This window comes from Sphingomonas sp. P4_G2 (assembly GCF_056401155.1).
The window spans coordinates 274823-299972 of record NZ_JBFUJY010000001.1; the positions used below are offsets into that span (position 1 = coordinate 274823).

Consider the following 25150-nt stretch of genomic DNA (forward strand, 5'->3'; position numbering starts at 1 on the left):
CTATGCGTCCAGTCTGGCGGTCGATCCGCGGACTTGAAGGGTGAAGTCGCAACGTCGGTGATGCGTCTCGACCCGCTCGCCGGTTCGGCGCTGACGCGCCATCTCGAATAGGATCTCGACAGCCGCCGATGCCATCTGGGCCAGCGGCTGATGGATGGTGGTGAGCTGCGGCCACACGGTGGAGGCTATTGGCGTGTCGTCGAAGCCGGCCACGCTGAGCTCCCCCGGCACCCGGATGCCGAGACCGTGCGCGACCGCCAGGATGGCTGCCGCCATGTCGTCGTTGCTTGCGAACACGGCCGTAGGGCGGGCTCGCGCCTTGCGCTCGAGCAGCTCGCGTCCGACGGAGAGGCCCGACCGGTAGGTGAAGTCGCCGTTGGCCATGAAGTCGTCCTTCGGCGAAACCCCCGCCTCCGCCATCGCGGCGCGGAATCCCTCCTCTCGCGCCCTGGCCGTGGAGTGCAGCGGGTCGCCGCGCACGAAGGCGATCTCGCGATGGCCAAGCGTGAGCAGATGGCGAGCCAAGCTCCGTGCCCCCTCGAAGTCGTCGATCGACACCGAGGAGGAATACGAGCGCGGGTCGGCCGATGCGAAGCTGAGGGCGGGGATTTGCGCGTTCCACAGGACCTCCATCGCCTCCATGTCGTCGCAGAGCGGTGGAGGCAGGACCAGACCGTCCACGCCGAGTTCGACGATCTTGCGGACCGCATCGACGCCTCGCGGATGACCGGCCGTCGGTTCGATGACCAACTGGCAGCCGAGACGAGCGCTCTCGGTGAAGGCGCCCATCAGGAATTCGCCGAGGTTGGAGGACCGAGGATTGCTGAAGAGCACGCCGAGCTTGACCGTGCCCGACCGCGCGGCGCGGGCGGCCAAGTTGGGCACGTAGCTCAAGTCGCGAATCGCGGCCTCCACCCTCTCGCGCAGGTTGGCGCGGACACCCTTGGCGCCGTTGACGACGCGCGAGACCGTCATGGAGGAGACGCCTGCGTGCCGGGCGACGTCGTGCACGGTCGCCCCGTGCCGACGGGTCACATCAGACCCCTCGCCTCCGGCCGTCGTCGCTTCGTCCTGCTTGCGCGCCATCAGTCCACTGCCGCTCCCCATCGGCGCCAGTCCGCGGGTGCGGATGGCGTTCTACAGTCGAGGCAGGTCGGCGCACGCCGCTTCCGCCTTATTAGCTTCCTCTCGCGGTCGCGCGACATGTCGTCGCGCGTCGTCGATATCAATTATCAGATAACGATACCAACCGTTTCGCATATGGCAAGCGGACTTACGTATGCACGCGATCATGGCAAATCTGTCACGCTGGCGGCTAGTAGAAGCTCGTCAGAGCAGCTTTTTCCCCAGAGAACCTTCTGCAAACGCCAAGGTGGGCGACTTTTCAGCGGCCTCGACGCGATCATCGCAATTGACCTCAAATTAAGTCAGACAATTTCCTATTGCATGGATTGTCAGTTATCGTTACCAGATTCGAATACCGATCTAGGTCGGTGGAAGAGCGGAAACCGCCGAGAGGGTGTTGAAACCGGGCGTCGCTGATTGCGGCTGCCCCACGTCTCCTCGGTTGGCTTCGGCTTCGCCGCACTGGCAAAAGACCAGAACAGAGGAGGGGATAGGATGAATACGAAGATTTCGACGATCGCGGTGCTGCTGTGCACGACCGCCGTTACGCCCGCATTCGCTCAGAACGCTGATGCGCCCGTAGCCGCCGCGGCGAGCCAGAGCCAACCCACCGCGGACCAGGCCGCCGAGATCGTGGTGACTGGCGTCCGCCAGAGCCTTAAGACTTCCACCGCCGTCAAGCGCAACGCGCCCGAGGTGGTCGACTCCATCTCGTCCGACGACATCGGCAAGCTGCCCGATCTCAACGTCGCCGAGACGCTGACCCGCGTTCCGGGTGTCCAGGCCTACCGCTTCGGTGGCGAGGCGGCATCGCCCGTCGGTCAGGGCAGCGGCCTCACCATCCGCGGCCTCACCGGGCAGACGGCGTCACGCGTCGACGGTCGCGCCTACTTCACCGCTGGCCAGCGCGAGTTCAACGTCGAGGGCGCCTCGCCCGGCACCGTTGCTGGCATCGACGTCTACAAGAACCCGACGGCCGACCATATCGAGGGCGCGATCGGCGGTCTCGTCGACATCCGCACCCGCCAGCCACTGGACTTCAAGGGCACGACCGTGACGGTCGCGCTCGGCGGCCACTACAACGATCTTGGCAAGAAGCTCACGCCCGACGTGTTCCTTCTGGGCTCGTCGCGCTGGAAGGCGGGCGACGGCGAGATGGGTTTCCTGATCTCCGGCAACTATTCGAAATCGTTCAACCGCGGTGACAACGATCCTGCCAACGGCGGCCTGAACTTGCGGCGCGCGATCGCAGCGAACAGCGCTGAATATGTCGGCAATGCCGCCTACAACCAAGCCTATGCCGGACGGTCGGATGTGTCGGTCCTGGTTCCCGTCGCCGATCCGAGCACACTCACCGCAGCACAGCGGGCAAACGTCATTTCGGCGGTCGCAGAGACGAACAACAACAACGAGGAAGACTATATGCGCACCCGCATGGGTGTCAGCGCCGCCTTTCAATGGAAGCCAAGTCCGCAACTCGAATTCTACGTCAACGGGACCTACAACGATTACCTGTACCACCAGCGCTACCGCTTCCTGAACACGGCCGACAGCGCCTACGTGCAGAACCTCGTGACCATTCCGTTCACGATCGACGAAGCCTTGGCGAACCGGAACTCGAACGGCGGCAGCAACGACGTGCTGGCCAACGCGCGACTGGGGGGCGGCACGTTCCTCAATTCGGGCCTATCCACCACGGGTGGCGAGGAACACCATCGCTACCAAACCGGCATCGTTGCGACGGGGTTCAAATGGAAGCCGACCGATCATCTCGATGCGAACTTCGACTTCTCCTACATCAAAGCGCGGCAGATCCAGGACAACCGGTCGGTCACACTTCTCCCGAAGGCCGGCGAGACGTGGAGCATCACCCGCGACCTCACGACCAAGGTGCCTCAGCTGTCTATCGCGGGTCCGGATCTTACCAGTCCCGCGACGTGGGTTTATGGGCAGTATTCCAACAGCACCAATCAGGTCTTCAATGATAACGGCGTTTCCGTTGCTCTTGACCTCAAGTATCGCTTCGATGACAGTTTCTTGAAGGACATCAAGTTCGGCGGACGTTTCGCCACGCAGCGCGATCACTACAAGAACTATTCCTACGGTGGAAAATACCTGACCACCAACGGCCTTGCGCTGACCGCCAACCAGTCGAACGCGATTCCGGTCACCAGCGCGCCGGATGTCGTCGAATTCTCGCCTGACAATTTCCAGAACGGCCAGGCCGGCTATTCGGGGGGCTACCTCGTTTACAGCCCGGACGGTCTTACCGGAAATCAGGTTCGCGACCGCTTTACGGCGGCGGGCATTCCGGCAAATGACGCCATCCCGGAAAATCTGTTAAACCGCCGCTATTTCAGCGAGAAGACCTATGCCGGCTATGCGGTCGCCGACTTCGGCTTTTTTGACGACTTCATCACGGGCAATGCCGGCGTGCGCGTCGTCAAGACCGATACTTTCGTCCGGGCCGAGGTCACCGACCTCACAGGGCCGACCCCGGTGATCCGTCCGAACTCGACGAACTCGTCCTATACGGACGTGCTTCCGACGGTGAACCTCAAGGTGCAGATCACGGATCGGGCGATCATCCGCTTGGGCTACGGCAAGGGTCTCACGCGCCCTGACCTCAGTTCGCTAAACCCGACAATCATCGTCAACCCGACGAACGGCACGGGCAGCGTCGGCAATCCCAACCTGAAGCCCCAGCGTGCCGACAGCTACGACGTCTCGTTCGAATACTATCAGTCGCCGGTGAACTATGCGGCGGTCGACTTCTTCTACAAACGGATCGATGGCTTCTTCAGTGGCATCTCGACGTGTCAGACGGTGCCAACGGCACCCGCCTATACGCAGATCGTGCCGAATAGCTGCACCGGTGGGCAGTATTTCGTGACCCAGACGATCAATGCGCAGCGGGGCTCGGCCAAGGGTGTGGAGGCGACGGTTCAGACCTTCTTCGACTATCCCTTCGTGCCGAACTTCCTGCACCAGTTCGGCGCCAGCGGCACGTTCACCTATGCGGATACCAAGAATCCGCTCGTCCTGAACGGCATCCGCACGATCACGCCGCAGCCGCTGACCTCGAAGTACAATTACTCTCTTCAGGGTTTCTTCGACAACGGCACCATCTCGGCGCGTGTAGTCTACACCTGGCGCTCGCCTTCGGTGCTGTTCGGCATCTCGGCCAACCCGATCGATGGCCGCTATATCAAGGCGTATGGCCTTCTGGACGCATCGGTGACGGTGAAGCTCCCGGTGGGACTGTCGCTGGCGCTCAGCGTGGCGAACATCACGAACAATGCGGCCGACCGCTATGTCGGCGAGCCGGCCCTGGCGACGCGCATCCTGCGCCAGCATTTTGTGAACGGACGCAACTTTGGCGCCACGCTGCGCTATACCTTTGGCGGCTGACGCCGACAGGTCTCTTTCCGATGGGGCGCCTTCGGGCGCCCCTTTTTTTGGCCGGGATGTTGAGGTCGCAACCTCAGACATCCGCTGGCCACCCCGGGCGTTGAGACCATCGTGACGCCGCCCGAACTTCGAAGTTCCGGCTAACCCCGGATGAATGCGAGGACGTCTGCGTTGAGCTCGTCGGCATGCGTGGTGTGCATGCCGTGTGCCGCGCCGGAGTAGATATTGGGCGGGCTGACCTGCAGCAGCTCGTTCTGCTTCAGCGCCGCGCTCTTTATCCTCGAGGCTGCCGCACCGGACAGGTGGCGTTTCGCTATGGTTCTGATATCGATACCTGGAAATAGTATGTCCGGCGATCTATGCAACGCGCGGATGGCCAAGATTCTTTGGTATCCACGACGACTCGTCCTAGGCACCGAGGTCGGCTAACGTCAGGCCGCAAGGACCGGGGGTGCGATGAAGGGCGACAAGAAGAAGCGGACCAACGAGCCGGGAACCGGCCGGAACCAGGCGGTCACGATCCATGACGTGGCGAAACACGCGGGCGTCTCTTCGATGACCGCCTCGCGGGTCGTGAACCAGCGTCATCACGTGAGCGGAGAGATGCGCGAGCGCGTAATGGCATCGGTGCGCGCGCTCGGCTACAAGCCCAATCTCGCCGCCAGGGCCGCACGAAGCGGAAACCTGCAGATCGGTCTTCTATATTCGAACCCGAACTCGTCCAACCTAAGCGCCTTCCTGATGGGGGCGTTCCTGCAGGCTGGAAAGCTTGGCTACCAGCTTCTCGTCGAGCCGACGGCGACGCATCCGACCCATATCGCAGCCGTCCGCAAGCTCGTCGAGCACAGGGTGGAGGCCCTCATACTGCCCCCGCCGCTGTGCGACGACGAGGAGATACTTAGGATGCTGCGCAAGCGCGGCGTCACGGCGGTCGCTTTCACGACTGCCAAGCCGCGATCTGACACGTCGGCGGTACTGATCGACGACTACAAGGGTGCTGCGATGATGACCGAGCGGCTCATCGCCCTCGGCCACCGCGATATCGCCTTCGTTAGGGGCGACATGAAGCATTCAACCGCTGTGCGGCGAGAGGAAGGCTTCCGTGCGGCCATGGCCGACGCCGAGATCGAGGTACGGCCCGAGTGGATCGTCGACGGCGACTTCACCTATCGCGGCGGGCTCGAAGCCGGCCGCAGGCTGCTCGACGCGAAGGTGCGGCCGAGCGCGGTGTTCGCGAGCAACGACGACATGGCGACCGCCATACTCGCGGTCGCGCACGGGCTGGGGCTCGCCATCCCGGGCGACGTGAGCGTGGCCGGCTTCGACGACACCCCGGTCGCCACTGCAGTCTGGCCCGAACTCGCCACCATCCACCAGCCGATCGCGGACATGGCGGCGCAGGCAATCCTGCTCGCATTGGAAGGCCTCCGCCGACGTCGCGAGGGCGAGGCGGCCTCGATCATGCATCGTCACGCGGACCTGGAACTGGTCGAGCGAGCATCGATCGGTGTCGCGCCCAGGGTGAAGGCCAAGCGCTCGTAGCAACGACGCTTTCTGAAGACAGGCTTCCCTTGCGTCGCCCGCCCGCCTGGCGCATGATCTGGTATCGATCACAAAAAAGCCGCCAGCGGGCGGCGCGAGGGGACGGATGGGAAGCTTGGCGGGCCGCCGCAATTACATTCTGCTAAGCGCGTTCGTTTTCTGCTTCTTCTTTGCGCAGGCGGCGTCGATTTCGCTGCTTTCGATCTGGCTGACGCAGACACTGCACCTGAGCGGCGTCCAGGTGGGCACCGTGTTCTCGGCGAACTTCGTCGCGGCAATGATCAGTCAGCCCATTTACGGCTACATCTCGGACCGTATGGGATTCCGACGCATCGTGCCGGCCGCGATCGCGATCCTCGTCGTGTTTGCTGGCGTCTTCTTCACCTTCGTCTACGGCCCGCTCCTCAGGACCGACGTCCTGGCGGGCGCCGTCGTCGGCGGTGCCTATATCGGCGTCACCTTCGTTGCCGGCAGCTACGCGGTCGAATCCTACGTGGATCGGGTCAGCCGCAGGGACGGCTTCGAATACAGCCGGGCGCGCCTCTGGGGGTCGCTCGGCTTCGCCTCGGCCGCCCTGTTCTCGGGTCGCCTGTACAACCTCGATCCGCGAATCAACTTCTTCATGGCGTCCGCCGCCGGACTGCTGCTCCTTCCGCTCATTTTCGCCGCGAGAACGCAGGATGGCGTCTCGTCCGATGCGCCTCGTGCCTCTCTGCGTCTGGGTGATTCGCTTGCCGTGCTCCGTATGCCCCGGTTCTGGGGGTTCATGGTGCTCATCCTGGGCGTCACCGACCTTTACCTGGTCTACGACCAGCAGTTCCCTTTCTACTTCTCGTCGCTGTTCCCGACCCGGCTGATGGGCAACGCCATGTTCGGCTACCTCAACTCCGCGCAGATCTTCGTCGAGGCGGGGATGATGTTCGTGGCTCCGATCATCGTGCGGCGGACGGGCGCCACGCGCGGCCTGCTGATCGCGAGCGGCATCATGATCCTCCGTATCGCGGCGTCGGGGCTGGCCGTCGGCCCCGTCACCATCTCGATGTGCAAGATGCTGCACTCGATCGAGCTGCCTATCCTGCTCGTCTCGGTGTTCCGCTACATCGCGCACCATTTCGAGGCGCGGGTGGCGTCGACCGTGTATCTCGTGGGATTTAGCTTTGGGCACTCGCTCGGACTTGCTGTCCTCTCGCCGGTCGCCGGGGTGCTCTACGACCATATCGGCTTCCAACCAACCTACTTCGCTATCGCCGCGTTCGCCCTGGTGTTCTGGCTGCTTTCATTCCTCACGCTGTCGCCCACGCCGCCCGAGACGGCGAAAGCGCGCCACGCAGGACGCGAGCCGCTGCCCCAGACCGCTGGTGGCACGGAAACGATCTGACCGGAGCCCAGATGTCCACCTTGCCTGATTTCCTTTCCAACCCGTCGCACGTCGACGCCATCATCGACCGCGCCCTCGCCCGGCTCGACCGGGCTATGCCCGACTTCCGCACCGCATGGCCCGCTCCCTCAAGCGTCGGCGGCCTCTATCCGCCGATCGCCAACGTCGAGTGGACCAACGGATTCTGGACGGGCATGCTGTGGCTCGCGTGGCAGCTGCGGGGCCAGGCTCTCCACCTGGACGCGGCGACGGACCAGATCGCGAGCTTCGCGCGCCGGGTCGACACTCGCACGGCGGTCGACCACCACGATCTTGGCTTCCTCTACACGCTGTCGTGCACGGCGGGCTGGCGCCTGTCCGGCGATGAGACCGCGCGGCGGGCGGCGCTGGACGCGGCTGCCCTCCTGCTCGCGCGATACGATCCGGTGGCGCGGGTCATCCAGGCGTGGGGAGACATGGCGGATCCCGATCAGCGCGGGCGCATGATCATCGACTGCAACCTCAACCTGCCGCTGCTCTGGTGGGCGGCGGCCGAGACGGGTGACGATCGGTATCGACGGGCGGCGGACGCTCACGTCGCCCAGGCAGCCCGCTATCTCGTGCGCCCGGATCACTCGACCTATCACACGTTCTATATGGACACCCAGACGGGGAAGCCGCGCTTCGGGTCTACCCACCAGGGCTTCTCCGACGACAGCTGCTGGGCGCGCGGACAGGCCTGGGGCATCTACGGATTCGCGCTCGCCTTCCGCCACACCGGCGACCCGGCCTATCTCGACCTCGCCTGCCGCCTCGCGGACTACTTGCTCGAACGGATGCCGAGCGACGGCATCTGCTGCTGGGATCTGGTCTTCACCGCCGATGAGGACATGCGCGACAGCTCCGCTGCGGCGATCGCCGCGTGCGGTCTCCTCGAGATTGCCGGCTCGCTTCCGGTCTCTGATGCGGCACGTGGGCGATACGCCGATGCCGCAGTTCGCATGGTGGCGGAACTCGACCGCGGATACCTCGCGCCGCTTGAGGGCTCGAACGGAATTCTCGCCCATGGGGTGTATCACTGGCCGAACGGCGTCGGCGTGGACGAATGCTGCATCTGGGGCGACTATTTCTACCTCGAGGCGCTCATGCGGCTGCGCGACCCTTGGCGGCCCTACTGGGCATGAGGATCGAATCCCGTCAACTCGGCCGAACGGGTATCGAGCTGCCGCTCCTAGGCGTGGGCTGCAGCAGTCTCGGCGACCGAGGCCAAAGAATGACGCAGTGGGATGCCGACGCATTGGTGGGCGTGGCATTGGACGAGGGCGCGACGTATTTCGACGTCGCCCCCTATTACGGTTTCGGTCAGGCCGAACGCCGCCTCGGCGATACGCTGAGGCGGGCCGACCGCTCCCGGGCCCTCCTTTCGACGAAGGTGGGCCGCCTGCTGGTGCCCGATGCGGACCTCGACACATCCCGGCCGCGCAGCGGCTTTCACAGCGCCATGCCCTTCCGACCCGAATTCGACTACAGCTACGATGGTGTGATGCGTTCGCACGACGCAAGCCTCCAGCGGCTCGGTCTGGCGCGTATCGACATCCTTCTGGTCCACGACATCGGCGAATTCGCACATGGTTCCGATCACGGACGAAGGTTGGCGGAATTCCTGGACGGCGGCCTGATTGCGCTTCGCGAACTCAAGGCCGCGGGCCGTATCGACGCATTTGGTCTTGGCGTGAACGAGACCGCGATCTGCCATCAAGTGTTGGACGAAACCGAGCTAGACAGCATCCTCCTCGCGAGCCGCTACACGCTGCTGGAACAGGACAGTCTCGACTTGCTTGACCGGTGCTGGGAAGCGAGCACCTCGATCATCGCGGGCGGGCCTTACAACACGGGCCTTCTCGCCAGCGGCACCCGCCGGGCAGGCGCTCTGCGTTACGATTACGGCGCAGCGCCCACGCATATCATCGATCGGGTGACGCGGATCGAAGAGGTCTGCGACCGTCACGGTGTGCTGATCGCGGCCGCAGCGCTGCAGTTTCCCCTGGGTCACCCCGCTGTCGCCTCGGTCCTTCCGGGCATCGGCAGTGCGGCGCGCTGTGCCGAGACGATCGCGCTATTGCGCAGGCCGATACCGCCTGAATTCTGGGAAGACCTCCGCGCCGCAGGCCTGCTGTCGGTCGCGGCTCCCGTGCCATCGGCGGATGGCGCCGTCTGACGCGCCGGGCGGGCATATTTCATTGTCCCGGCGTGTGGATGTTGTCCGGGCCCCCGGCGGCTGATGCATCGACATCCGTCCAATCTGTGCCGGATCGTGCGGCTTGAGCGTGAAGTCCGTCTTGGACCGATCGTTCACCAGCCGGTTTCCGGGCGCCAGGCCGAAGTCCTCGTCGGCGCTGATCGCGGGGTTCACCTCCCACGGCCCGAGAATGTTCTTCGCCCGCGCCGCGGGCATCCGCATTCGCCCGTCCGACCAGGCGCTCAGGATGAAATATTGGTCGCCGATTTTATAGCGGTGCGATCCCTCGCCCATCTGCGAGTCCTTCGGAAAGAGCTCACGCTCATTGCCCGGCACGATTCCGCTCAGGTCCGGTTTCAACTCGGCCAGCTTCAGGTTGCGATATCCCCAGACCGCGTAGATTTTGCCGTTGTCCAAGGGCACCGAGAGAGGAGCCGTCGGTCCAAAGCGAACTCGTCTCTGGAAGTTGGCTTCGACCGAAGGCTCAAAAAGCGGCCATTCGCGAGCATCGGCATGTTTCGGCCATCGCCTTGGCGCTCGTAACGTACGGCTGCCGCCCGGGTTTTAGCCATCGAGCCGCCGTTACCGGCTCCGGCGACACTAATTCGCGTGGCCGCTGGTGATGTGCAGAATGTTGCCGTCCGGATCCCTGAACCAGATCACGCTTAGCGCCCCCCTTACATGGACTCCCTCGACCACCTTGTCGAAACCCTCGGGATATTCGTCGAGCGTCACCCCCTTAGCGCGCAAGGCGGCGGCGACTAATTCGATTTCGTCGCCGACCGCCCAGATCACGGCATCTGCCCGGTTGGTCCCGGCAAAATCGCTGCGATAGATATTGAGCTTGGTCTCACCGGTCGCGAAAACGAAGCCGTTGCCGTGATCGGCGATCAGCGGCAGGCCGAGTATCTCGCCGTAGAAGGCCTTGGCCCGAGCGAGATCGGTACACGGCACGATCGCCGACGAAGCGTAGTTTTTGAGCATGTCGTATCCTGTTAGCCGATCGCGGGTGGATCACTGGCCGGAAAGCTTTCCTCGAGCGCTTCATCGAGCTCATGCTCGAGGCGCATTTGCCGGTCGTCGGTCGGCCGCCCGGCCAACCATAGCGCCAGGTTGCGCACATAGGTTCGGATCGAAGCCTGCGCTTCCGGCGAGTGGGCGAGCCCGTCGCCCGGCAGCTCGCTGACAAAGCTCGGGCAACCCTTATTCGGGTCCCAATTGTAATCGGCGAAATGGTGGAAAGTGGACTGGGCAATCGCAGGCCCACCGCTCGGCGTCGGCTCGAAGGCCACCACAAGGTTGAACGGTCTGCCGCTCACCTTGCTCACGCCCGTAGCGATCACGCGCGCGGTAGGATCTTCGGCGGGCGCGTCGACCGCTCCTTCGTGGGGATGTGAGGGGAAATAGCGGATCAGCCCGTTCGGCGCCCCCGGGTCCCGCAGCACTGGGTGGGGCGGATCGAGCACGCTGATCTGCTGGAAGTCGCCATTCGCGCCGGAATGGTAATTAGGCCAGAGAATGTAGCCGGTCTCACGATCATCGATCACCCGGCGGCTGGGATCGGGGTCGAGATGGCTGCTGTGGAAGAAATGCGCGGCACCGACGCCGCCCAGCGTGCAGACCGAGCAGCCCAGGTCCATATGGTCACGCGTCACCAGCAGGCCGCGCCCGGCTTCACGGAACCGGCCGATCGCCGCGCAATCTTCGGGATCGAGCCCGTCGCCGGTGTCGACTGCGAACAGCCAGAGCTCGTCGAAATCCGAGCGGTCGATTGTCGAGAGTATCGGATCGGGGCTGTCCGTCGCGGTGCGATCCCGGGCCGTCACGTCACACAACGGCGCCCCGTCCTCATCGGTCAACCCGGCGAGATAGTCGCGCAGCATCGAGAAGCGGCCGATATTCCAGTCATCCGCGGTTCCCGGGATCGTCGTCTGGAGCAGGATACGGATCGGCGACGACATTCATTCCTCCTGAGCATTGAAGGAGCCGGACAGGTAGGACGCTCGACTGCCATTTCGTTGGCCGCAGGGTGAAATCGGAAAAACCCCTGCGTTCATCATCCCTGTCACGTCCGATTAACACGGCTCTCCAAGCTGCTCCAATGGTTCGACCGGAGCCTCGGCTCGCTTTGTCGCGCGTTTGCGTGGCGGCCGCATCTGGCCAGGGGAGGGGCGCGGCCAAGACTTTGGGGGGTAGGGGGCTGAACCAAGGGACAGGTGACGCGCAAGGGCCCTCGCGCCCATCTCCGGATGAACCCAGTTCAGGAGGAAGATATGGCGTTGCTCACGGGCAAGACGGCGATGATCACGGGCGGTACCAGCGGCATCGGCTTCGCGATCGCCAGGTTATTCGCCTCGGAGGGTGCCCAAGTGATCGTCTCCGGGCGCCGCGAAGACGCGGCGAGGGAAGCGGTACGGCAGATCGGGGCCGGGGCTGCACACATCCTGGGCGATGTCGCCGACCCGGCGTTCCACGTCCGGGCGGCGGACGAGATCGCCGAGCGGTTCGGCGGGCTCGATATCTATGTCGCCAATGCCGGCATCAACACGATCCGTCATTCCGGCCAGGTGCCCGAGGCGGAGTATGATGCACAGTTCGCGACCAATGCGCGCGGCGTGTTCATCGGCGTGCAGACGATCGCGCCGATCCTGCGCGATCAGGGCGCGATCGTGATCACCGGCTCGCTGGCCAGCGAGAAAGTGTTGGACGGCCATGCCGTCTATGCGGGTTCCAAGGCGGCGATCGGTGCCTTCGCGCGCAGCTGGGCGCTCGAGCTCAGGGACCGCGGCATCCGCGTCAATGTGCTGAGCCCGGGACCGACCGACACCGAGATCCTGGGTAAGCTCGGCGTCACGCCTGAGCAGCGTCCGGCCTTCGAGGCGCAGATGGCGGCAGCAATCCCGCTCGGGCGGCTTGGGCGCCCGGAGGAACTGGCCAGTGCGGCGCTGTTCCTGGCGTCCGACATGAGCAGCTTCATCACCGGCGTGAACCTGCGCGTCGATGGCGGGATGGCGCTTCTCTAGACTCGTTTTCAGCTTCGCTGATTCGGTGCCGGCCCGCGCCCCCACCCGACCTCCCAATCAGGATATTCTATGGGAGGTCGGGTGGGCGCGCGTGCCGGCGCCGCCACCGTTTCAGCCTTGCTGAAACGAACTCTAGAGTTCGATGATCCCGCGCCGCGCGGCGACCGTCACCGCATGGGTGCGATCGCTCACGTCCAGTTTGGCGAATATGTTCTTGAGATGCGCCTTCACCGTCTCTTCCGAGAGCGACATGGCGTGCCCGATCTCCTTGTTCGCTTTGCCTTCGGCGACGAGGCGCAGCACCGCGACTTCGCGCCCGCTCAGATCGTCGTCGGCCACGTGCATGGCGATCTCGGCGGCGACATCGCCATGCACGTGGCGGCGGCCGCGATGCACATTGTGGATCGCATCGAGCATCTCGGTCCTGAGGCTGCTCTTGAGCAGATAGCCCGTCGCCCCGGCCTTGAGTGCGCGCACGGCCTGCACATCGCCGTCATAGGTGGTGAGAACCAGGATGCGCGCATCGGGGAAATCGGTACGGATCGCGGTGATCGCGTCGACGCCGTTCATGACCGGCATCTGCAGATCCATCAGTGTCACATCGGGCCGCAACTCGCGGTAGCGCGCGACTGCCTCGGCGCCGTCACGCGCTTCGCCGATCACGATCATGTCGGTGCGGTCCTCGAGGATCGAGATGACGCCTTCGCGCAGGATGGGGTGATCGTCGACGATCAGGATGCGGACGGGCGAGGCGCCCTTGTCAGGCGGCATGGCTCGGTTCCTTCTTCTTGCGGAGAAGCCAGGACAAAAACCGCCAGCGCCGGCCGGGCGCGTGGTCGGCAAAGGCGAGGCGGGCAGGCAGCGTCATGGTGATTGCGCAGCCCATGCCCGTGCGGCTGTCGATCGAGAGGCTGCACCCGATCCGCTCGGCGCGCTCGCGCATCCCGACAAGGCCGAAATGGCCGGGCTTGTGACCCTGCGCGACCACCTCGGACGGCATGCCCACCCCATCGTCACGGATCTCCACGCCGAGCTGGCGATTGCCGAAGCGGACGACGATCTCGACCGCGCTGGCGTTGGCATGGCGACAGACGTTGAACAGCGCCTCATCGACGATCCGCCCGAGTTCGACCGCGACGAGCGGATCGACCGGGCGCTGCCGGCCTTCGACCACGATGCGCACCCCGATCGCGGGATCGAAGCCGGCCGCCACAGCACGTTCCTTGAGCAGCTCGGGCAGGTCGCCCTTGTCGCTGGCACCGCGCAGGTCCTGAACGCGGTCGCGGCCCTCGGCGATGATGTCGTCGGCGCGAGCGAGCGCGGAGTCGAGCTGGCCGCGCGCCGGCCCTTCCGGCGGCATCTTGTTGGCGACCGATTGGAAGCGGAGCACCAGGCCTTGCACGCTTTGCAGCAGCGTATCGTGCAGCTCGCGGGCGATGCGCTCGCGTTCGCCCATCCGTTCCTCCAGCCGCGCCCGAATCCGGCCCGCGACCGTCGCCATGCGCAGCCGATAGGCCAGCCACAGCAGCGCCAGTACAATCGTGACGCACAAAGCGAGGAAGTATTTGGACTGGATGAAGGTGGGCGGAATGGTGAACTCGACCGTGGCGCCGGTCTCGTTCCACACGCCATTGTCGTTCGCCGCGATCAGCCGGAAGCGATAGGTGCCGGGAGCGAGGTTGGTGTAGAATGCCTGGCGCCGCGTGCCGGCTTCCACCCACTCACTGTCCTGCCCTTCGATCCGATAGCGGACCCGGGTGGCGCGCGGGTTGGAGAAGCTCAGCACCGCGAAGTCGATCTCGATATTGGAGCGGCCCGCCGGGAGCATCACGTTGCTCGGGTCGCGATAGATCCGATCGGCGACGAGCGCGCCGACCGCGACCTTGGGTGGGGTCACGCTGCGCTTGACGTCCTTGGGGTCGAGCCACAGCGTGCCCGTCTGCGTGGCGATCCAGAGGCGTCCGTCGCCACCCTGCACGATCGCGTTGCGGCTGTGCGAATGGGGGCGGCTCCTGAGACCATCGGCTGCGTCGAATACCTGCATGGGCGGCGTCCAAGTCGGTTCGGCAAAGGCGCGGTCGAGATCGGCCGAACGCAAGCGCAGGATGCCCGCCGGACTCGCGAGCCAAGTGTCGCCGGTAGTGGTGCGAACCGTACCGTTGACCCCGCTGAAGAGCGGTAATCGCCGTGCCGCGACGGTGTGAAATCCCGTGCCGTCGAAGCGGGAGAGACCGAATTGCCCGGCGACGAGAAGGGTACCCGGGACATCGCGGTTGAGCGAGATATCGTTGGGCGCATATCCGCCGAACGGAAGCCGAAAGGATTGCCGAGCGAGCCCATCGAGCCGGCTCAGCACGCGATCGCTCCAATGCACGACGATCCGGCCCCGATCGTCGGTCATCATCGAACGTGGCGCAAAGGGCAGACCGGGCGTGCCGGCGATCCGCTGCCAGCGCCCCTGATGCAGGCGCGCGATGCCCCCGTGCCACGCGGTCACCCAGAAGTCGCCCCGCCCGTCGAAGGCGCAATCATAGACGACATATCCGAGCGGAATGCGTGGGCCGGGGCGGATAGTGCCGTTCCGCCAGATCATGATCGGCTTGCCCGGGTTCGGACCGGGCGCGTTTGCGTTGTTCAGACCGATCCAGATTGCGCCGTCGGGCGCCTCGCACAAGGTACGCGGTTCGTTGCCCGGGCTCTGGAAGATCGGCTCCGGTCGCGCGTTTGGCCGTACGCGATAGACGGTCGCGGCCTCCCCGATATAGACGCTGCCGTCGGATGCGCGCAGCAACAGGTCGCCGTATGCGGCGGGCTGGGCAAGCCCGGGTTCGTAGCGCAGGGTCGCCGGCCAGAACCGGTCGAGCCCGTTCTGGGTGCCGGCCCAGACATTGCCTTCCGCGTCCTGGAAGATCCGGGTCGTGGCGTTTGACGACAAGCCGTCGCGGGCGGTAAATCGCTCCACTCGTGCAGTGGCCTCGGCCTTGGTCGCGGCGCCGCGGGGATCGGGCCGAGTGACGCGTTGCAGTCCGCCATAATAAGTGGCGATCCACAGATTTCCCTCGCGATCGAAGCGCGGCCACCCGCGAATCTCGCCGGCGTCGGTCGCATAGGGGTAGCGAAGGGGTGGGGGCGCACCCCGACCGCCCGGCCCGGTCAGCGGATAGCTGCCGTGCATGTCGCTGATCCAGACACGCTCCTGCGGATCCAGCGACAAGCGCCCCTGGGCACCGGCGTCGTGGTGGATGAACTCGAACCCGCTGGCGCCGGGGCGCACTCTTGCGACCTTGCCCGACAGGGCAAAGCTGACCCAGGCAGTCCCGTCCGTGGTGACGACCATGCTGAATGGATTGTCGAGCGGTGCGCCTGCTTTCGTGCCGAACGAAGCCCAGCGACCGGCCCGGTATCGCAGCAGGGGCAATCCTATCTTCTCTGTCAGCACCCAGATCGTGCCATCGACAGTCTCGTGCATCGCCAGCACGCGATCGGGCGACGGCGGTGCGTCGAGCAGCCGCAGCCGGCCGTCGCGATAGACGGCGAAGCGGCCGGTACGCTCGAAATTGGTCCAGACCTCGCCGTTGCGCCGGACGAGGATCGCCGAGGGCGCGCCCTGGGCGACAAGGTCCATGTCGGCGCTCACCGGCTCGAAGCGGATACCGTCGAAGCGGAAAAGCCCCGCCGCGGCGGCGATCCATAGATAGCCGCGCTGATCCTGCGCCAGCGCGAACACCGGGCGCGGCGCATCGCTCTCCTCGCTCCAGCGCTGGTGGGTGTAATGCGCCATCAGGCGAGGCGAACCCGCATCGGGCCTGGCCGCCGCCTTGGCGACCGGCTGCAGCAGCATCGCCGCAGCAAGAAAGACCCTGATCAGTTGCATTGTCGTTCCAGCAACTCCCTCGGGGATCCCTCCTGAGCCAAATCCGAAGCAACCCGGCCTTCGCCGTCAGGCGCCAGTGATGCTACCCCCGAATGGGGGAGTGGAAAATCCCCGGAGCGAAGGCTGGCTGGCATCCGCAAAGGGGCTATCGCCGGTAGGTGCCCAAATTGATCTTACGTTATCCGGACGGCCTTTTCGGCGTCGCGCTGTTGCTCCTGCGACTATCCTATGCCGCGATCGCGTTTCCGGCGCTCGCCCGTTTATGGCCCGCGCCGGCGATCACGGTGCCGATCGGGCTCGGGGCGGCAGCGATCGCGCTGGCGCTTGTATTGGGTTTCGGCGCGCGGGCGGCGGCATTGCTGCTCGCCATCGTGCTGGTGATCGGAATCGGCAGCGCGCGAGACGATCTCACCTGGTTCCTGGTCGGCTGCACGGGTGGTGCGGTAGCGCTGGTGCTGCTCGGCCCCGGCGCCTGGTCGATCGACGCGCATCTCTATGGTCGCCGCGTGATCCGGCTCGAGCCGCGGTCCCCGGAACGGGGAGGTCCGGGCTAACCGGGTTCGGGATTATGCCCGGTTGCCCGTCATGAGAGGTTCTCCTGTCTCCAGCCACGCCAGCCCGGAGGTCGCATGATGAACGAGGGACTGCAGATGAACCGGCCGGCCGACCAGGATCGACCGCTGGTGGTGATCGTCGATGACGATGCCGCCGTCCGCACGTCGATCGAGGAGCTGATGCTCTCGGTAGGGATCGACGCGGCCGGCTTCGGCTCGACGCGCGAATTGCTTGAGGCGAAGTTGCCCGAGCGGCCCGGTTGCCTGGTGCTCGACGTTCGCATGCCGGGATCGAGCGGGCTCGATCTGCAGCAGCACCTCGCCGCCGCGGGCAACGCCAAGCCGATCATCTTCCTGACCGGGCATGGCGATATCCCGATGAGCGTGCAGGCGATGAAGGCCGGCGCGATCGACTTTCTCACCAAGCCGGTGCGCGATCAGTCGCTGCTCGACGCGGTGGCACTCGGCATAGCGCGCGACCTCGCCCAGCGCGTCGGCGCGCAGGTCACGAAGCTGCACGCTGATCGCTACGGCACGCTTTCCCCGCGCGAACGACAGGTGCTTCGCCAGGTGGCGCAGGGCCGGCTCAACAAACAGATCGCCTTCGATCTCGGCATCAGCGAAGTCACGGTGAAACTCCACCGCAGCAGCGTGATGCGCAAGATGGTGGCCAATACGGTCGGCGAGCTGATCCGCGCCTGGGACCTGCTGCCCGAACACCTAAGGCACGAGGGGACCTAGACCATGGTATGGTACCGACGCGCTGAAAATTCGGCGACATCCGGAGGCGGGCGCGGCTTGCGCGTCGAGAAGGACCCTCCGCTTGTCCAGACTATCGGTGATCGCGATCGTGGATGACGATGAGGCCGTGCGCGACGCGCTGTTCGATCTGCTCCAGGTGGAGGGGCTGTCTGCGCGTACCTTCGAGGGAGCGGCACCCTTTCTCGCGGCATGTGGCGATTTCGACTGCGTGATCACCGATGTCCGCATGCCCGAGATCGACGGGATCGAGCTGCAGCGCCGGCTGCGCGCCGGCGGTTCGGCAATGCCCGTAATCTATGTGACCTCGTGTGACGAGGACGTGCTGCGCGCCCGCGCGCTCCAGGGCGGCGCGACCGGCTGGTTCACCAAGCCGGTTGATGACGAAGCGCTGCTCGATACCTTGAAGGCGGTTCTCCCGCGATGCTGACCGGTCCGGCCTTGGTGCAGGACGCGGCGGAGGCGGCCTGCTGGCGAGTTGATTTGTCGCAGGTCCGCGTGCTGATCGACACCGTCGCCGCCGGGGGCGAATGGGCGGATTGGGTCGCGGCGCTGCTCCACGGCGCGCGCATCGTCGACGCCAACACCCGCAGCCTTGACCTGGTCGGCGCCCCTTCGGCGCGCGAGATCATTCTCGGACAGCCGGTCGCCAATTTCTGCCCTCAGGAAAGCTGGAATACAGTCGCCGCGCTGATCGTCGCGGTGGTCACCGATCCGGCGCACGCCGCTCGCACGCAGGCGGTCAATTCCTTCATGCTGCGCGACTCCACACTCACTGTGTGGGGCGCGCCGGGCGCGGCCGACACGGTGTGGGTGCAGGTGGATGGCGAGCTTGCCGACGACCGTTCTTTCTGGGCGGTACGCGCCAGCGAGCAGCGCTATCGCCGGCTGATCCACCATCTGCCTGGCGCGCTGCTCCAGGTCGACGCGCGACCGATGGGCGCCGTCTTCTACCAGCTGCGGGCGGAGGGCGTGACGGACATCGTCGCACATCTCGACGCGCGTCCCGGGCTGGTCGAACAGGCTTGCGCGATCGTGCGCGTGACCGACGCGAATGGCGGTGCTGCCCGGCTGATGGGGACGAGTGGCGTCGAGGATCTGATCGGCCCGGTCGCCTTCATCTTCGCCCGGGCGCCCGAGACCGCGCGCAACGTCGTCATCGCTCATTTCCAGGGGCACCGCAGCCATGTCGAGTTGATCAAGCTCGAGACCTTCGACGGCCGGCTGCTCGACGTCGAACTCACCGTTACCTTTCCGACGCCGCCGGAGCGGCTGGACGTGACTCTGCTCACCTTCGAGGATGTGACCGAGAGGCTGCGCACCGAGGCGCAGCTCCGCCAGCTCCAGGAGGAATATGCCCGCGCCGCGCGCATCTCCACATTGGGCGAGCTTGCCAGCTCGATTGCGCACGAGGTCAACCAGCCGCTCGCCGCAATCGCGATGAACGCCGAGACGAGCCTGCGCTGGCTATCTCGCGACAATCCCAACCTCGCCAAGGTGGAGCAGCTCACCCGGCGCGTTGCCGACAGCGCCCGCCATGCCAGCGAGATTGTCCAGCGTATCCGCGGCATGGCCTCGCGCCATGTGCCGGAGCAGGCGCCTCTCGACTTCAACGCCGTGGTCGAGGAGGCGCTGATGTTCGTTTGCCACGATGTCGAGACCAGGGCGATCCTGCTCTCGGTGCGGCTCGATATCGGCGTGCCGCCTGTACTCGGCGACCGCGTCCAGCTCCAGCAGGTCGTGGTCAATCTGCTGGTCAACAGCCTCCAGGCCCTGACGGACGTCGAGACGGGCCGGATCGAGCTTGCCACTGGCCCGGATGGCGCGGGCGGCGTGCGGTTCTCGATCCGCGATACGGGGCCTGGCATCGCTGCCGAGGATCTCGATCGCGTGTTCGAGGGCTTCTTCACCACAAAGCCGGAAGGGATGGGGATCGGCCTGGCGGTCTGCCAGTCGATCATCGCTGCGCATGGCGGGGCGATCGCGGTGTCGAACCATGAACAGGGCGGTGCCTGTTTCCATTTCTCGTTGCCCTCGATTCCCGCCTGAACGTCCGGCGGCGCTGGGGACACCGCCGGACGCCGCGCGCCTCAACTGCGCAGGAATGCGAGCAGATCGGCGTTGAACCGGTCCGCATGCGTGGCGGTCAGGCCGTGGGGCAGGCCGGGATAGAAGAGCGTCTGCGCTCCCTTTACCAGCTTGGCTGATTTGTAGGCAGAGTCCGCGATCGGGACGATCTGGTCGTCCTCGCCATGGACGATCAATGTAGGCACGTCGACCTTCTTCAGATCCTCGGTGAAGTCGGTCTCGCTGAATGCCTTGATGCAGTCATGGGCGTTCCTCAGGCCCGCCTGCATGCTGATCAGCCAGAACTCGTCGAGCAGGCTCTGCGGCACGTTCGCGCCCTCGCGATTGGCGCCGTAGAAGGGGATCGCGAAGTCCTTGTAGAATTGCGAACGGTTGGCGAGGATGTCGTGACGCAGACCGTCGAACACCGTGATCGGCAGCCCCTCTGGATTGGCCTCGCTCTGCACCATCACCGGCGGTACCGCGCCGAGCAGCACCGCCTTCTTGACGCGCTTCGTACCGTGGCGGCCGATATAGCGCGCGACTTCGCCGCCGCCGGTCGAATGGCCGACCATGACGATGTCCCGCAGGTCGAGCGCGTCGAACAGTTCGGCCAGGTCGTCGGCATAGCCGTCCATATCGTTGCGAGCGCTGGTCTGCGCCGACTTGCCATGCCCACGACGATCATGTGCGATGCAGCGATAGCCCTGCTCGGCGAGGAACTGCATCTGGATGCTCCAGGCGTCCGAGCTGAGCGGCCAGCCGTGCGAGAAGGTAACCACCGGGCCCGTGCCCCAATCCTTATAGTACATCTCATGTCCATCGCTGGTGGTGAAGATCGGCACCGCGGGTCTCCTTGAATGAGCGTCTGGCGGCCCGCCGTGGGACGCCTTTCAGCACCGCACGCCTATGAGCCTGCGCACTCGCGAACGATTGGACGCAGGGTGAGGCACCTCAAGGCCAGAGGAGGGGAAGCGCTCGCCTGGCGGCGCATCGCCTGCGCCGACCGCTTTGGCACTAACCAGAAACACGACGGCAAGGCGCGTCCGACCTGCACCAAGGGCGAGGTTCGCCTGCCATATGGCGAGTGCCACAAAGCTGTACGCATGATGGCCGCACCGGCCCAACTGCGTGATCTTGCCGGCATTCCACATTGCCACGGAGGGCAACAGCATGAAGATCGTCGTTATCGGCGGAACCGGCCTGATCGGATCCAAGACTGTCGAGAAGCTCAAACAGCACGGCCATGACGCGATCGCGGCTGCCCCCAATACTGGCGTCAATGCCGTCACCGGCGAGGGACTGGCCGAGGCACTGGCAGGCACCGACGTCGTCGTCGACGTCGCCAACTCGCCGTCGTTCGATGACCAGGCGGCGATGGATTTCTTCCAGGCGGCCGGCAAGAACCTCAAGGCGGCCGAGGTCGTGGCCGGCGTCAAGCATCACGTCGCGCTTTCCGTGGTCGGCACCGAGCGCTTGCAGGACAGCGGCTATTTCCGCGCCAAGCTCGCCCAGGAAGGGATGATCAAGAGCTCGCCGATCCCTTACACGCTGATCCACGCCACCCAGTTCTTCGAGTTCGTCCGCTCGATCGCGGGATTCTCGATGCAGGGCGATGACGTGCATCTGCCGCCCGTTCTCTTCCAGCCGATGGCGGCGGAGGACGTCGCGAGCGCCATTGCCGAGGCGGCAATGGGCCAGCCCGCGAACGATACGATCGAGATCGCCGGACCGGACACTTTCACGCTGGACGAGCCGGTTCGTCAGGCGCTCGCGCATGACGGCGACCCGCGCAAGGTGATCGCCGATCCCGATGCGCCCTATTTCGGTGTGAAGGTGAGCGAGCGGACACTGGTGCCCGGACCGAACGCCAGGCTCGGTTCGACCAGGTTCGACTGGTGGTTGGCCAACGTCCCGCCGCCGCGCCGATAGGTCGCCAATCGACCGCGCCCGCGGATGCGGTCGAAGAGCCGGTGGCAGCAGCCGCCTGACCACCGGTGGATGCGAGGCACGCGTCCCCCTTCCGAGCGTGCCTCGCATCCTATTTTGCAAAGGGCAGGACTCATGAAATTCCGACCCGTCCCTGGTGCGTACGGCGTGGAAGATGTCACGATCCTCGACGAAGCCGGTCGAGTGACGTCGGGCGGCCTCCATGACGGCTCAATGGTTGCTGCCGCCGGGCTGATTCATGATCTCGGGAATCTTATCCAGATCGCCTATTCGGCCATCAACATATTAGCCAGGGCGCCGGACATGCCCGCGTTGCGCTCGGGGCCGATCCTGCACCGCGCGAGAACGTGTCTGGAACATGCCGGCGCACTCGTTCGACAGAATATCGAGCTTGCCCGCGACCGCGCGATTCCCGGCGCGTGTAGCGACGTCGCGAAGTGCCTTTCGGAAGTAGCGGCGCTGGTCATCGCGATGGACGAGCCCGGCCTGATCCTCGAAACCGATATCGAGCCGAGGCTGCCCGATCTGCGCTGCGATCCGATCGGATTGCGCCGGGTGCTCCTGAACCTCGTCTTCAACGCGCGCGATGCCGTTGCCGATGGTGGCTTCATCGTGATCGCCGCGCGATCGATACGGAGCGATCAGCAGCCGACCGCGGTCGAAATACGCGTCGTCGACAATGGCGTCGGCATGTCGGCAGCGACGATCGCGCGCATCTTCGATCCGTTCTTCACCACCAAGGCTGACGGGCTCGGGGGCATTGGCTTGCCGATGGTCGAACGCTTCGTCCGCGAGGCTGGCGGCGAGATCGCCGTCGACAGCGAACCGGGCCTTGGCACAACCATGGCCCTGCGGTTGCCGGCGGCCAGTGCCGGCGGACCCAGCTCAGCCTTTCGGACCCAACCCACTTCAGAGGAACCAGACCTATGAAACTCTATTATTCCCCCGGGGCGTGCAGCCTTTCGGTGCGCATTTCGCTCCATGAGGCGGGGCTTCCCGCCGAATTCGAACGGGTCGATCTCAACTCGAAGATCACCGAGAGCGGCTACGATTATTCAGCGATCAATCCCAAGGGCTATGTGCCCATGCTCGTGCTCGACGACGGCAACGCGGTGACCGAGAACGTAGCGATCCTGGCGCTTCTCGCGGATCGCGATCCCGAGCTTACGCCGAGCGGGCCGCTCGGTCGCACTCGCCTGGTCGAAATCCTTTCCTGGCTGTCGACCGAACTGCATGCTGCGTTCAAACCCTATTACCATGACGCAAATGATGCGGCGAAAGCCGCTGCCGGCGAGGTGGTCGCGCAGCGGCTCGATCTTGTCGAAAACCAGATCAACGAACTCTATCTGTTCGGACCGCGCTTTACGGTGGCGGACGCCTATCTGTTCGTCATGCTGCGCTGGGCCAAGGCGTTCGGCGTACGAATCTCGCCCGAGATGCACGGCTATTTCGAACGCGTGGCGGAACGGGAGACAGTTCGTCGGGCCCTTGCCGAAGAAAGCCTCAGATTATGAAGATCGTCGTGATCGGCGGTGACGGCCGCATCGGCTCGAGACTGGTCAGGAATTTGCGCCAGCGGAACTATTGGGTGCTTCCGGCCTCTCCGACCACTGGCGTCGATACGGTTGCCGGCACGGGATTGGCGGACGCCCTGATCGGCGCGGACACGGTGGTCGATGTTTCGAACGTGCCCTCGCTGGAGGGCGACGATGCGCTGCAATTCTTCGAGACCTCGACCCGTAATCTCCTGCAAGCCGGCCGAGAAGCGGGCGTCCGGCACCATATCGCGCTCTCGATCGTCGGCGTCGATCGCCTGGCGGACATCGATTATTTCCGCGCGAAGAAAACCCAGGAAGACCTGATCAAGGCATCGCGGATTCCCTTCACCATTGTCCGCTCGACGCAGTTCTTCGAGTTCATCAGCGCCGTGGTGCAGGCCGGCACCGACAGTAAGATCGCGATATCTCCTGCGTTGGTGCAGCCGATCGCTGGTGACGACGTCGCCGACGCCCTTGCCGAGGTGGTATTGGGCATTGCGCTCAACGCCACGGTGGAGGTCGCTGGGCCCGAGTTGCTGCGTCTTGACGAGGTCGCGACTGACATCGCCACGGCTCACGAAGATGGCCGGCAGATCGTCGCCGATATTCATGCTCGCTACTTTGGCGCGGAGCTGGGCGAACGATCTCTGCTTCCCGGGCCGGATGCGCTTATCGCTCGAGGAACGTTCGACGACTGGTTGCGCCAGAGCCTGCAACCGGAATGGGTGTCGAGCCCGCACCATTGAGGCTGGCAGGTTTATCCATACCCCCGGCGTACCCCGACCTACCCAAAGGACTAGTCGCCGATACCTTCGTCGGATTGGTTTCAAAAACCGCCCGGAGCATCCGATTTCCAAGGCCATTTCTGGCCGTTCGAGGAAAACATATGCTCAAGAATCTTGGCGGCCTGATTGTCGCCGTGGCCCTGCTTCATCCTGGTCCAGCGGCTGCTCAAGCCAAGGCCGGACAGGAGAAGCCCACGGTTGTCCTCGTACATGGCGCATTCGCGGATTCGTCCGGCTGGAATGCAGTCGTCGCGAAGCTCAGCAAGGATGGCTACCGGGTTATCGCCGCCGCCAATGCGCTTCGCAGCGTCAAGAGCGACGCTGTCACCATTTCCGCGGTCGTCCGCTCGATCAAGGGACCAGTAGTGCTGGTCGGCCATTCCTATGGCGGGCCGGTGATCACCGAGGCGGCCAATGGCAATGGCAACGTCAAGGCGCTGGTCTATGTTGCTGGGTTCGCACCGGATACGGGGGAATCCAGCCTTACCCTATCGGCGAAATTCCCCGGCAGCACGCTGGGAAATGCCCTGATGCCGGTCGCGCTGCCCGACGGCGATGAGGATCTCTATATCCAAATCGGCAAGTTCCACGCCCAGTTCGCCGCCGATGTACCGGCGGCAGCGGCGGATACGATGGCACTCACGCAGCGCCCGATCACGCTGTCCGCCTTGGGCGAGCCATCCGGCGTCGCTTCATGGAAGACGATCCCGTCTTACATGATCTACGGGTCTGCCGATCAGAACATCCCCGCCGCGGTGATGAAGTTCATGGCCGAGCGGGCGAAGGCAAAGAAAACGGTGGTCGTCGAGGGAGCGTCGCATGCGCTGATGATCTCGCAGCCGGACAAGGTCGCCTCGTTGATCGAGGATGCAGCGACGGCGCAATGAGGGGCGCTCGGCGCGGGGGGGTCGATATTGCGCCACCGC

At 64.9% G+C, this 25150-nt stretch carries 23 protein-coding genes; 15 read left to right on the plus strand and 8 right to left on the minus strand.

All coding sequences use genetic code 11. The features are described 5' to 3' along the window. Positions 1-1086, minus strand: coding sequence for a LacI family DNA-binding transcriptional regulator (locus tag AC1DRD_RS01185; protein ID WP_478039713.1), 1086 nt, complete (start codon positions 1084-1086; stop codon positions 1-3). Positions 1087-1620: 534 nt separating this feature from the next. Here AC1DRD_RS01185 and AC1DRD_RS01190 point away from each other — a divergent pair. Beyond that, complete coding sequence (locus tag AC1DRD_RS01190) at positions 1621-4536, plus strand: TonB-dependent receptor (protein ID WP_478039714.1); 2916 nt, start codon at positions 1621-1623, stop codon at positions 4534-4536. A 140-nt stretch (positions 4537-4676) separates the two neighbouring features. Here AC1DRD_RS01190 and AC1DRD_RS01195 read toward each other — a convergent pair whose 3' ends face one another. Beyond that, entirely contained in the window at positions 4677-4916 is a 240-nt protein-coding gene (locus AC1DRD_RS01195) for a hypothetical protein (protein WP_478039716.1), read from the minus strand. Between the two features lie 76 nt (positions 4917-4992). On the opposite strand from AC1DRD_RS01195, the gene AC1DRD_RS01200 reads away from it, so the two are divergent. The 4 genes from AC1DRD_RS01200 to AC1DRD_RS01215 all read left to right on the plus strand — a co-directional run bounded on the left by AC1DRD_RS01200 (position 4993) and on the right by AC1DRD_RS01215 (position 9653). Continuing rightward, positions 4993-6078 carry a LacI family DNA-binding transcriptional regulator gene (locus tag AC1DRD_RS01200; protein WP_478039718.1) on the plus strand — a complete coding sequence of 362 codons (1086 nt, stop codon included), beginning with the start codon at positions 4993-4995 and terminating at the stop codon, positions 6076-6078. A 115-nt stretch (positions 6079-6193) separates the two neighbouring features. Continuing rightward, complete coding sequence (locus AC1DRD_RS01205) at positions 6194-7456, plus strand: oligosaccharide MFS transporter (RefSeq protein ID WP_478039720.1); 1263 nt, start codon at positions 6194-6196, stop codon at positions 7454-7456. Between the two features lie 11 nt (positions 7457-7467). Next, on the plus strand, positions 7468-8619 hold the full coding sequence (locus tag AC1DRD_RS01210) for a glycoside hydrolase family 88 protein (protein WP_478032706.1): 1152 nt from the start codon (positions 7468-7470) through the stop codon (positions 8617-8619). An 89-nt stretch (positions 8620-8708) separates the two neighbouring features. Continuing rightward, positions 8709-9653 carry an aldo/keto reductase gene (locus AC1DRD_RS01215; protein ID WP_478032704.1) on the plus strand — a complete coding sequence of 315 codons (945 nt, stop codon included), beginning with the start codon at positions 8709-8711 and terminating at the stop codon, positions 9651-9653. On the opposite strand, the gene AC1DRD_RS01220 is transcribed toward AC1DRD_RS01215, so the two are convergent. From AC1DRD_RS01220 to AC1DRD_RS01230, 3 genes are all read right to left on the minus strand, one after another. Further along, positions 9552-10097 carry a hypothetical protein gene (locus AC1DRD_RS01220; protein ID WP_478032702.1) on the minus strand — a complete coding sequence of 182 codons (546 nt, stop codon included), beginning with the start codon at positions 10095-10097 and terminating at the stop codon, positions 9552-9554. The two genes, AC1DRD_RS01215 and AC1DRD_RS01220, sit on opposite strands and share 102 nt — an antisense overlap. 177 nt (positions 10098-10274) lie before the next feature. Next, on the minus strand, positions 10275-10658 hold the full coding sequence (locus AC1DRD_RS01225; RefSeq protein WP_478039722.1) for a VOC family protein: 384 nt from the start codon (positions 10656-10658) through the stop codon (positions 10275-10277). 11 nt (positions 10659-10669) lie between these two features. Beyond that, entirely contained in the window at positions 10670-11635 is a 966-nt protein-coding gene (locus AC1DRD_RS01230; protein ID WP_478039724.1) for a hypothetical protein, read from the minus strand. Positions 11636-11947: 312 nt separating this feature from the next. Here AC1DRD_RS01230 and AC1DRD_RS01235 point away from each other — a divergent pair, with 312 nt between their 5' ends. Further along, positions 11948-12697, plus strand: coding sequence for an SDR family NAD(P)-dependent oxidoreductase (locus AC1DRD_RS01235; RefSeq protein ID WP_478032697.1), 750 nt, complete (start codon positions 11948-11950; stop codon positions 12695-12697). 132 nt (positions 12698-12829) lie between these two features. On the opposite strand, the gene AC1DRD_RS01240 is transcribed toward AC1DRD_RS01235, so the two are convergent. Continuing rightward, a complete protein-coding gene (locus AC1DRD_RS01240; RefSeq protein ID WP_478039726.1) occupies positions 12830-13468 on the minus strand; it encodes a response regulator transcription factor in 639 nt (212 codons plus the stop codon). Further along, on the minus strand, positions 13458-16571 hold the full coding sequence (locus AC1DRD_RS01245; protein ID WP_478039728.1) for a sensor histidine kinase: 3114 nt from the start codon (positions 16569-16571) through the stop codon (positions 13458-13460). The genes AC1DRD_RS01240 and AC1DRD_RS01245 overlap by 11 nt, the downstream gene beginning before the upstream one ends. Before the next feature lie 167 nt (positions 16572-16738). On the opposite strand from AC1DRD_RS01245, the gene AC1DRD_RS01250 reads away from it, so the two are divergent. The 4 genes from AC1DRD_RS01250 (at position 16739) to AC1DRD_RS01265 (ending at position 19933) form a co-directional block, all read left to right on the plus strand. Further along, entirely contained in the window at positions 16739-17125 is a 387-nt protein-coding gene (locus AC1DRD_RS01250) for a hypothetical protein (protein WP_478039730.1), read from the plus strand. Between the two features lie 78 nt (positions 17126-17203). Next, positions 17204-17866 (plus strand): response regulator transcription factor, encoded by a 663-nt coding sequence (locus tag AC1DRD_RS01255; RefSeq protein ID WP_478027575.1) that lies wholly within the window; start codon positions 17204-17206, stop codon positions 17864-17866. An 82-nt stretch (positions 17867-17948) separates the two neighbouring features. After that, positions 17949-18314, plus strand: a complete 366-nt coding sequence (locus AC1DRD_RS01260; RefSeq protein ID WP_478027576.1) for a response regulator transcription factor — start codon at positions 17949-17951, stop codon at positions 18312-18314. Then, entirely contained in the window at positions 18308-19933 is a 1626-nt protein-coding gene (locus AC1DRD_RS01265; protein WP_478039732.1) for a sensor histidine kinase, read from the plus strand. The genes AC1DRD_RS01260 and AC1DRD_RS01265 overlap by 7 nt, the downstream gene beginning before the upstream one ends. A 41-nt stretch (positions 19934-19974) precedes the next feature. Here AC1DRD_RS01265 and AC1DRD_RS01270 read toward each other — a convergent pair whose 3' ends face one another. After that, entirely contained in the window at positions 19975-20796 is an 822-nt protein-coding gene (locus AC1DRD_RS01270; RefSeq protein ID WP_478039734.1) for an alpha/beta fold hydrolase, read from the minus strand. Between the two features lie 328 nt (positions 20797-21124). On the opposite strand from AC1DRD_RS01270, the gene AC1DRD_RS01275 reads away from it, so the two are divergent. From AC1DRD_RS01275 to AC1DRD_RS01295, 5 genes are read left to right on the plus strand one after another with little or no spacing between them, the layout of a single operon-like run. Continuing rightward, positions 21125-21883 carry an SDR family oxidoreductase gene (locus tag AC1DRD_RS01275; protein ID WP_478039736.1) on the plus strand — a complete coding sequence of 253 codons (759 nt, stop codon included), beginning with the start codon at positions 21125-21127 and terminating at the stop codon, positions 21881-21883. 24 nt (positions 21884-21907) lie between these two features. Next, on the plus strand, positions 21908-22831 hold the full coding sequence (locus tag AC1DRD_RS01280) for a sensor histidine kinase (protein ID WP_478039738.1): 924 nt from the start codon (positions 21908-21910) through the stop codon (positions 22829-22831). Beyond that, on the plus strand, positions 22828-23415 hold the full coding sequence (locus AC1DRD_RS01285; RefSeq protein WP_478039739.1) for a glutathione S-transferase N-terminal domain-containing protein: 588 nt from the start codon (positions 22828-22830) through the stop codon (positions 23413-23415). The genes AC1DRD_RS01280 and AC1DRD_RS01285 overlap by 4 nt, the downstream gene beginning before the upstream one ends. Beyond that, positions 23412-24185 carry an SDR family oxidoreductase gene (locus AC1DRD_RS01290; protein WP_478039741.1) on the plus strand — a complete coding sequence of 258 codons (774 nt, stop codon included), beginning with the start codon at positions 23412-23414 and terminating at the stop codon, positions 24183-24185. Before AC1DRD_RS01285 ends, AC1DRD_RS01290 begins: the two co-directional genes overlap by 4 nt. After that, entirely contained in the window at positions 24161-25111 is a 951-nt protein-coding gene (locus AC1DRD_RS01295; RefSeq protein WP_478039743.1) for an alpha/beta fold hydrolase, read from the plus strand. Before AC1DRD_RS01290 ends, AC1DRD_RS01295 begins: the two co-directional genes overlap by 25 nt. Positions 25112-25150 lie beyond the last annotated feature (39 nt).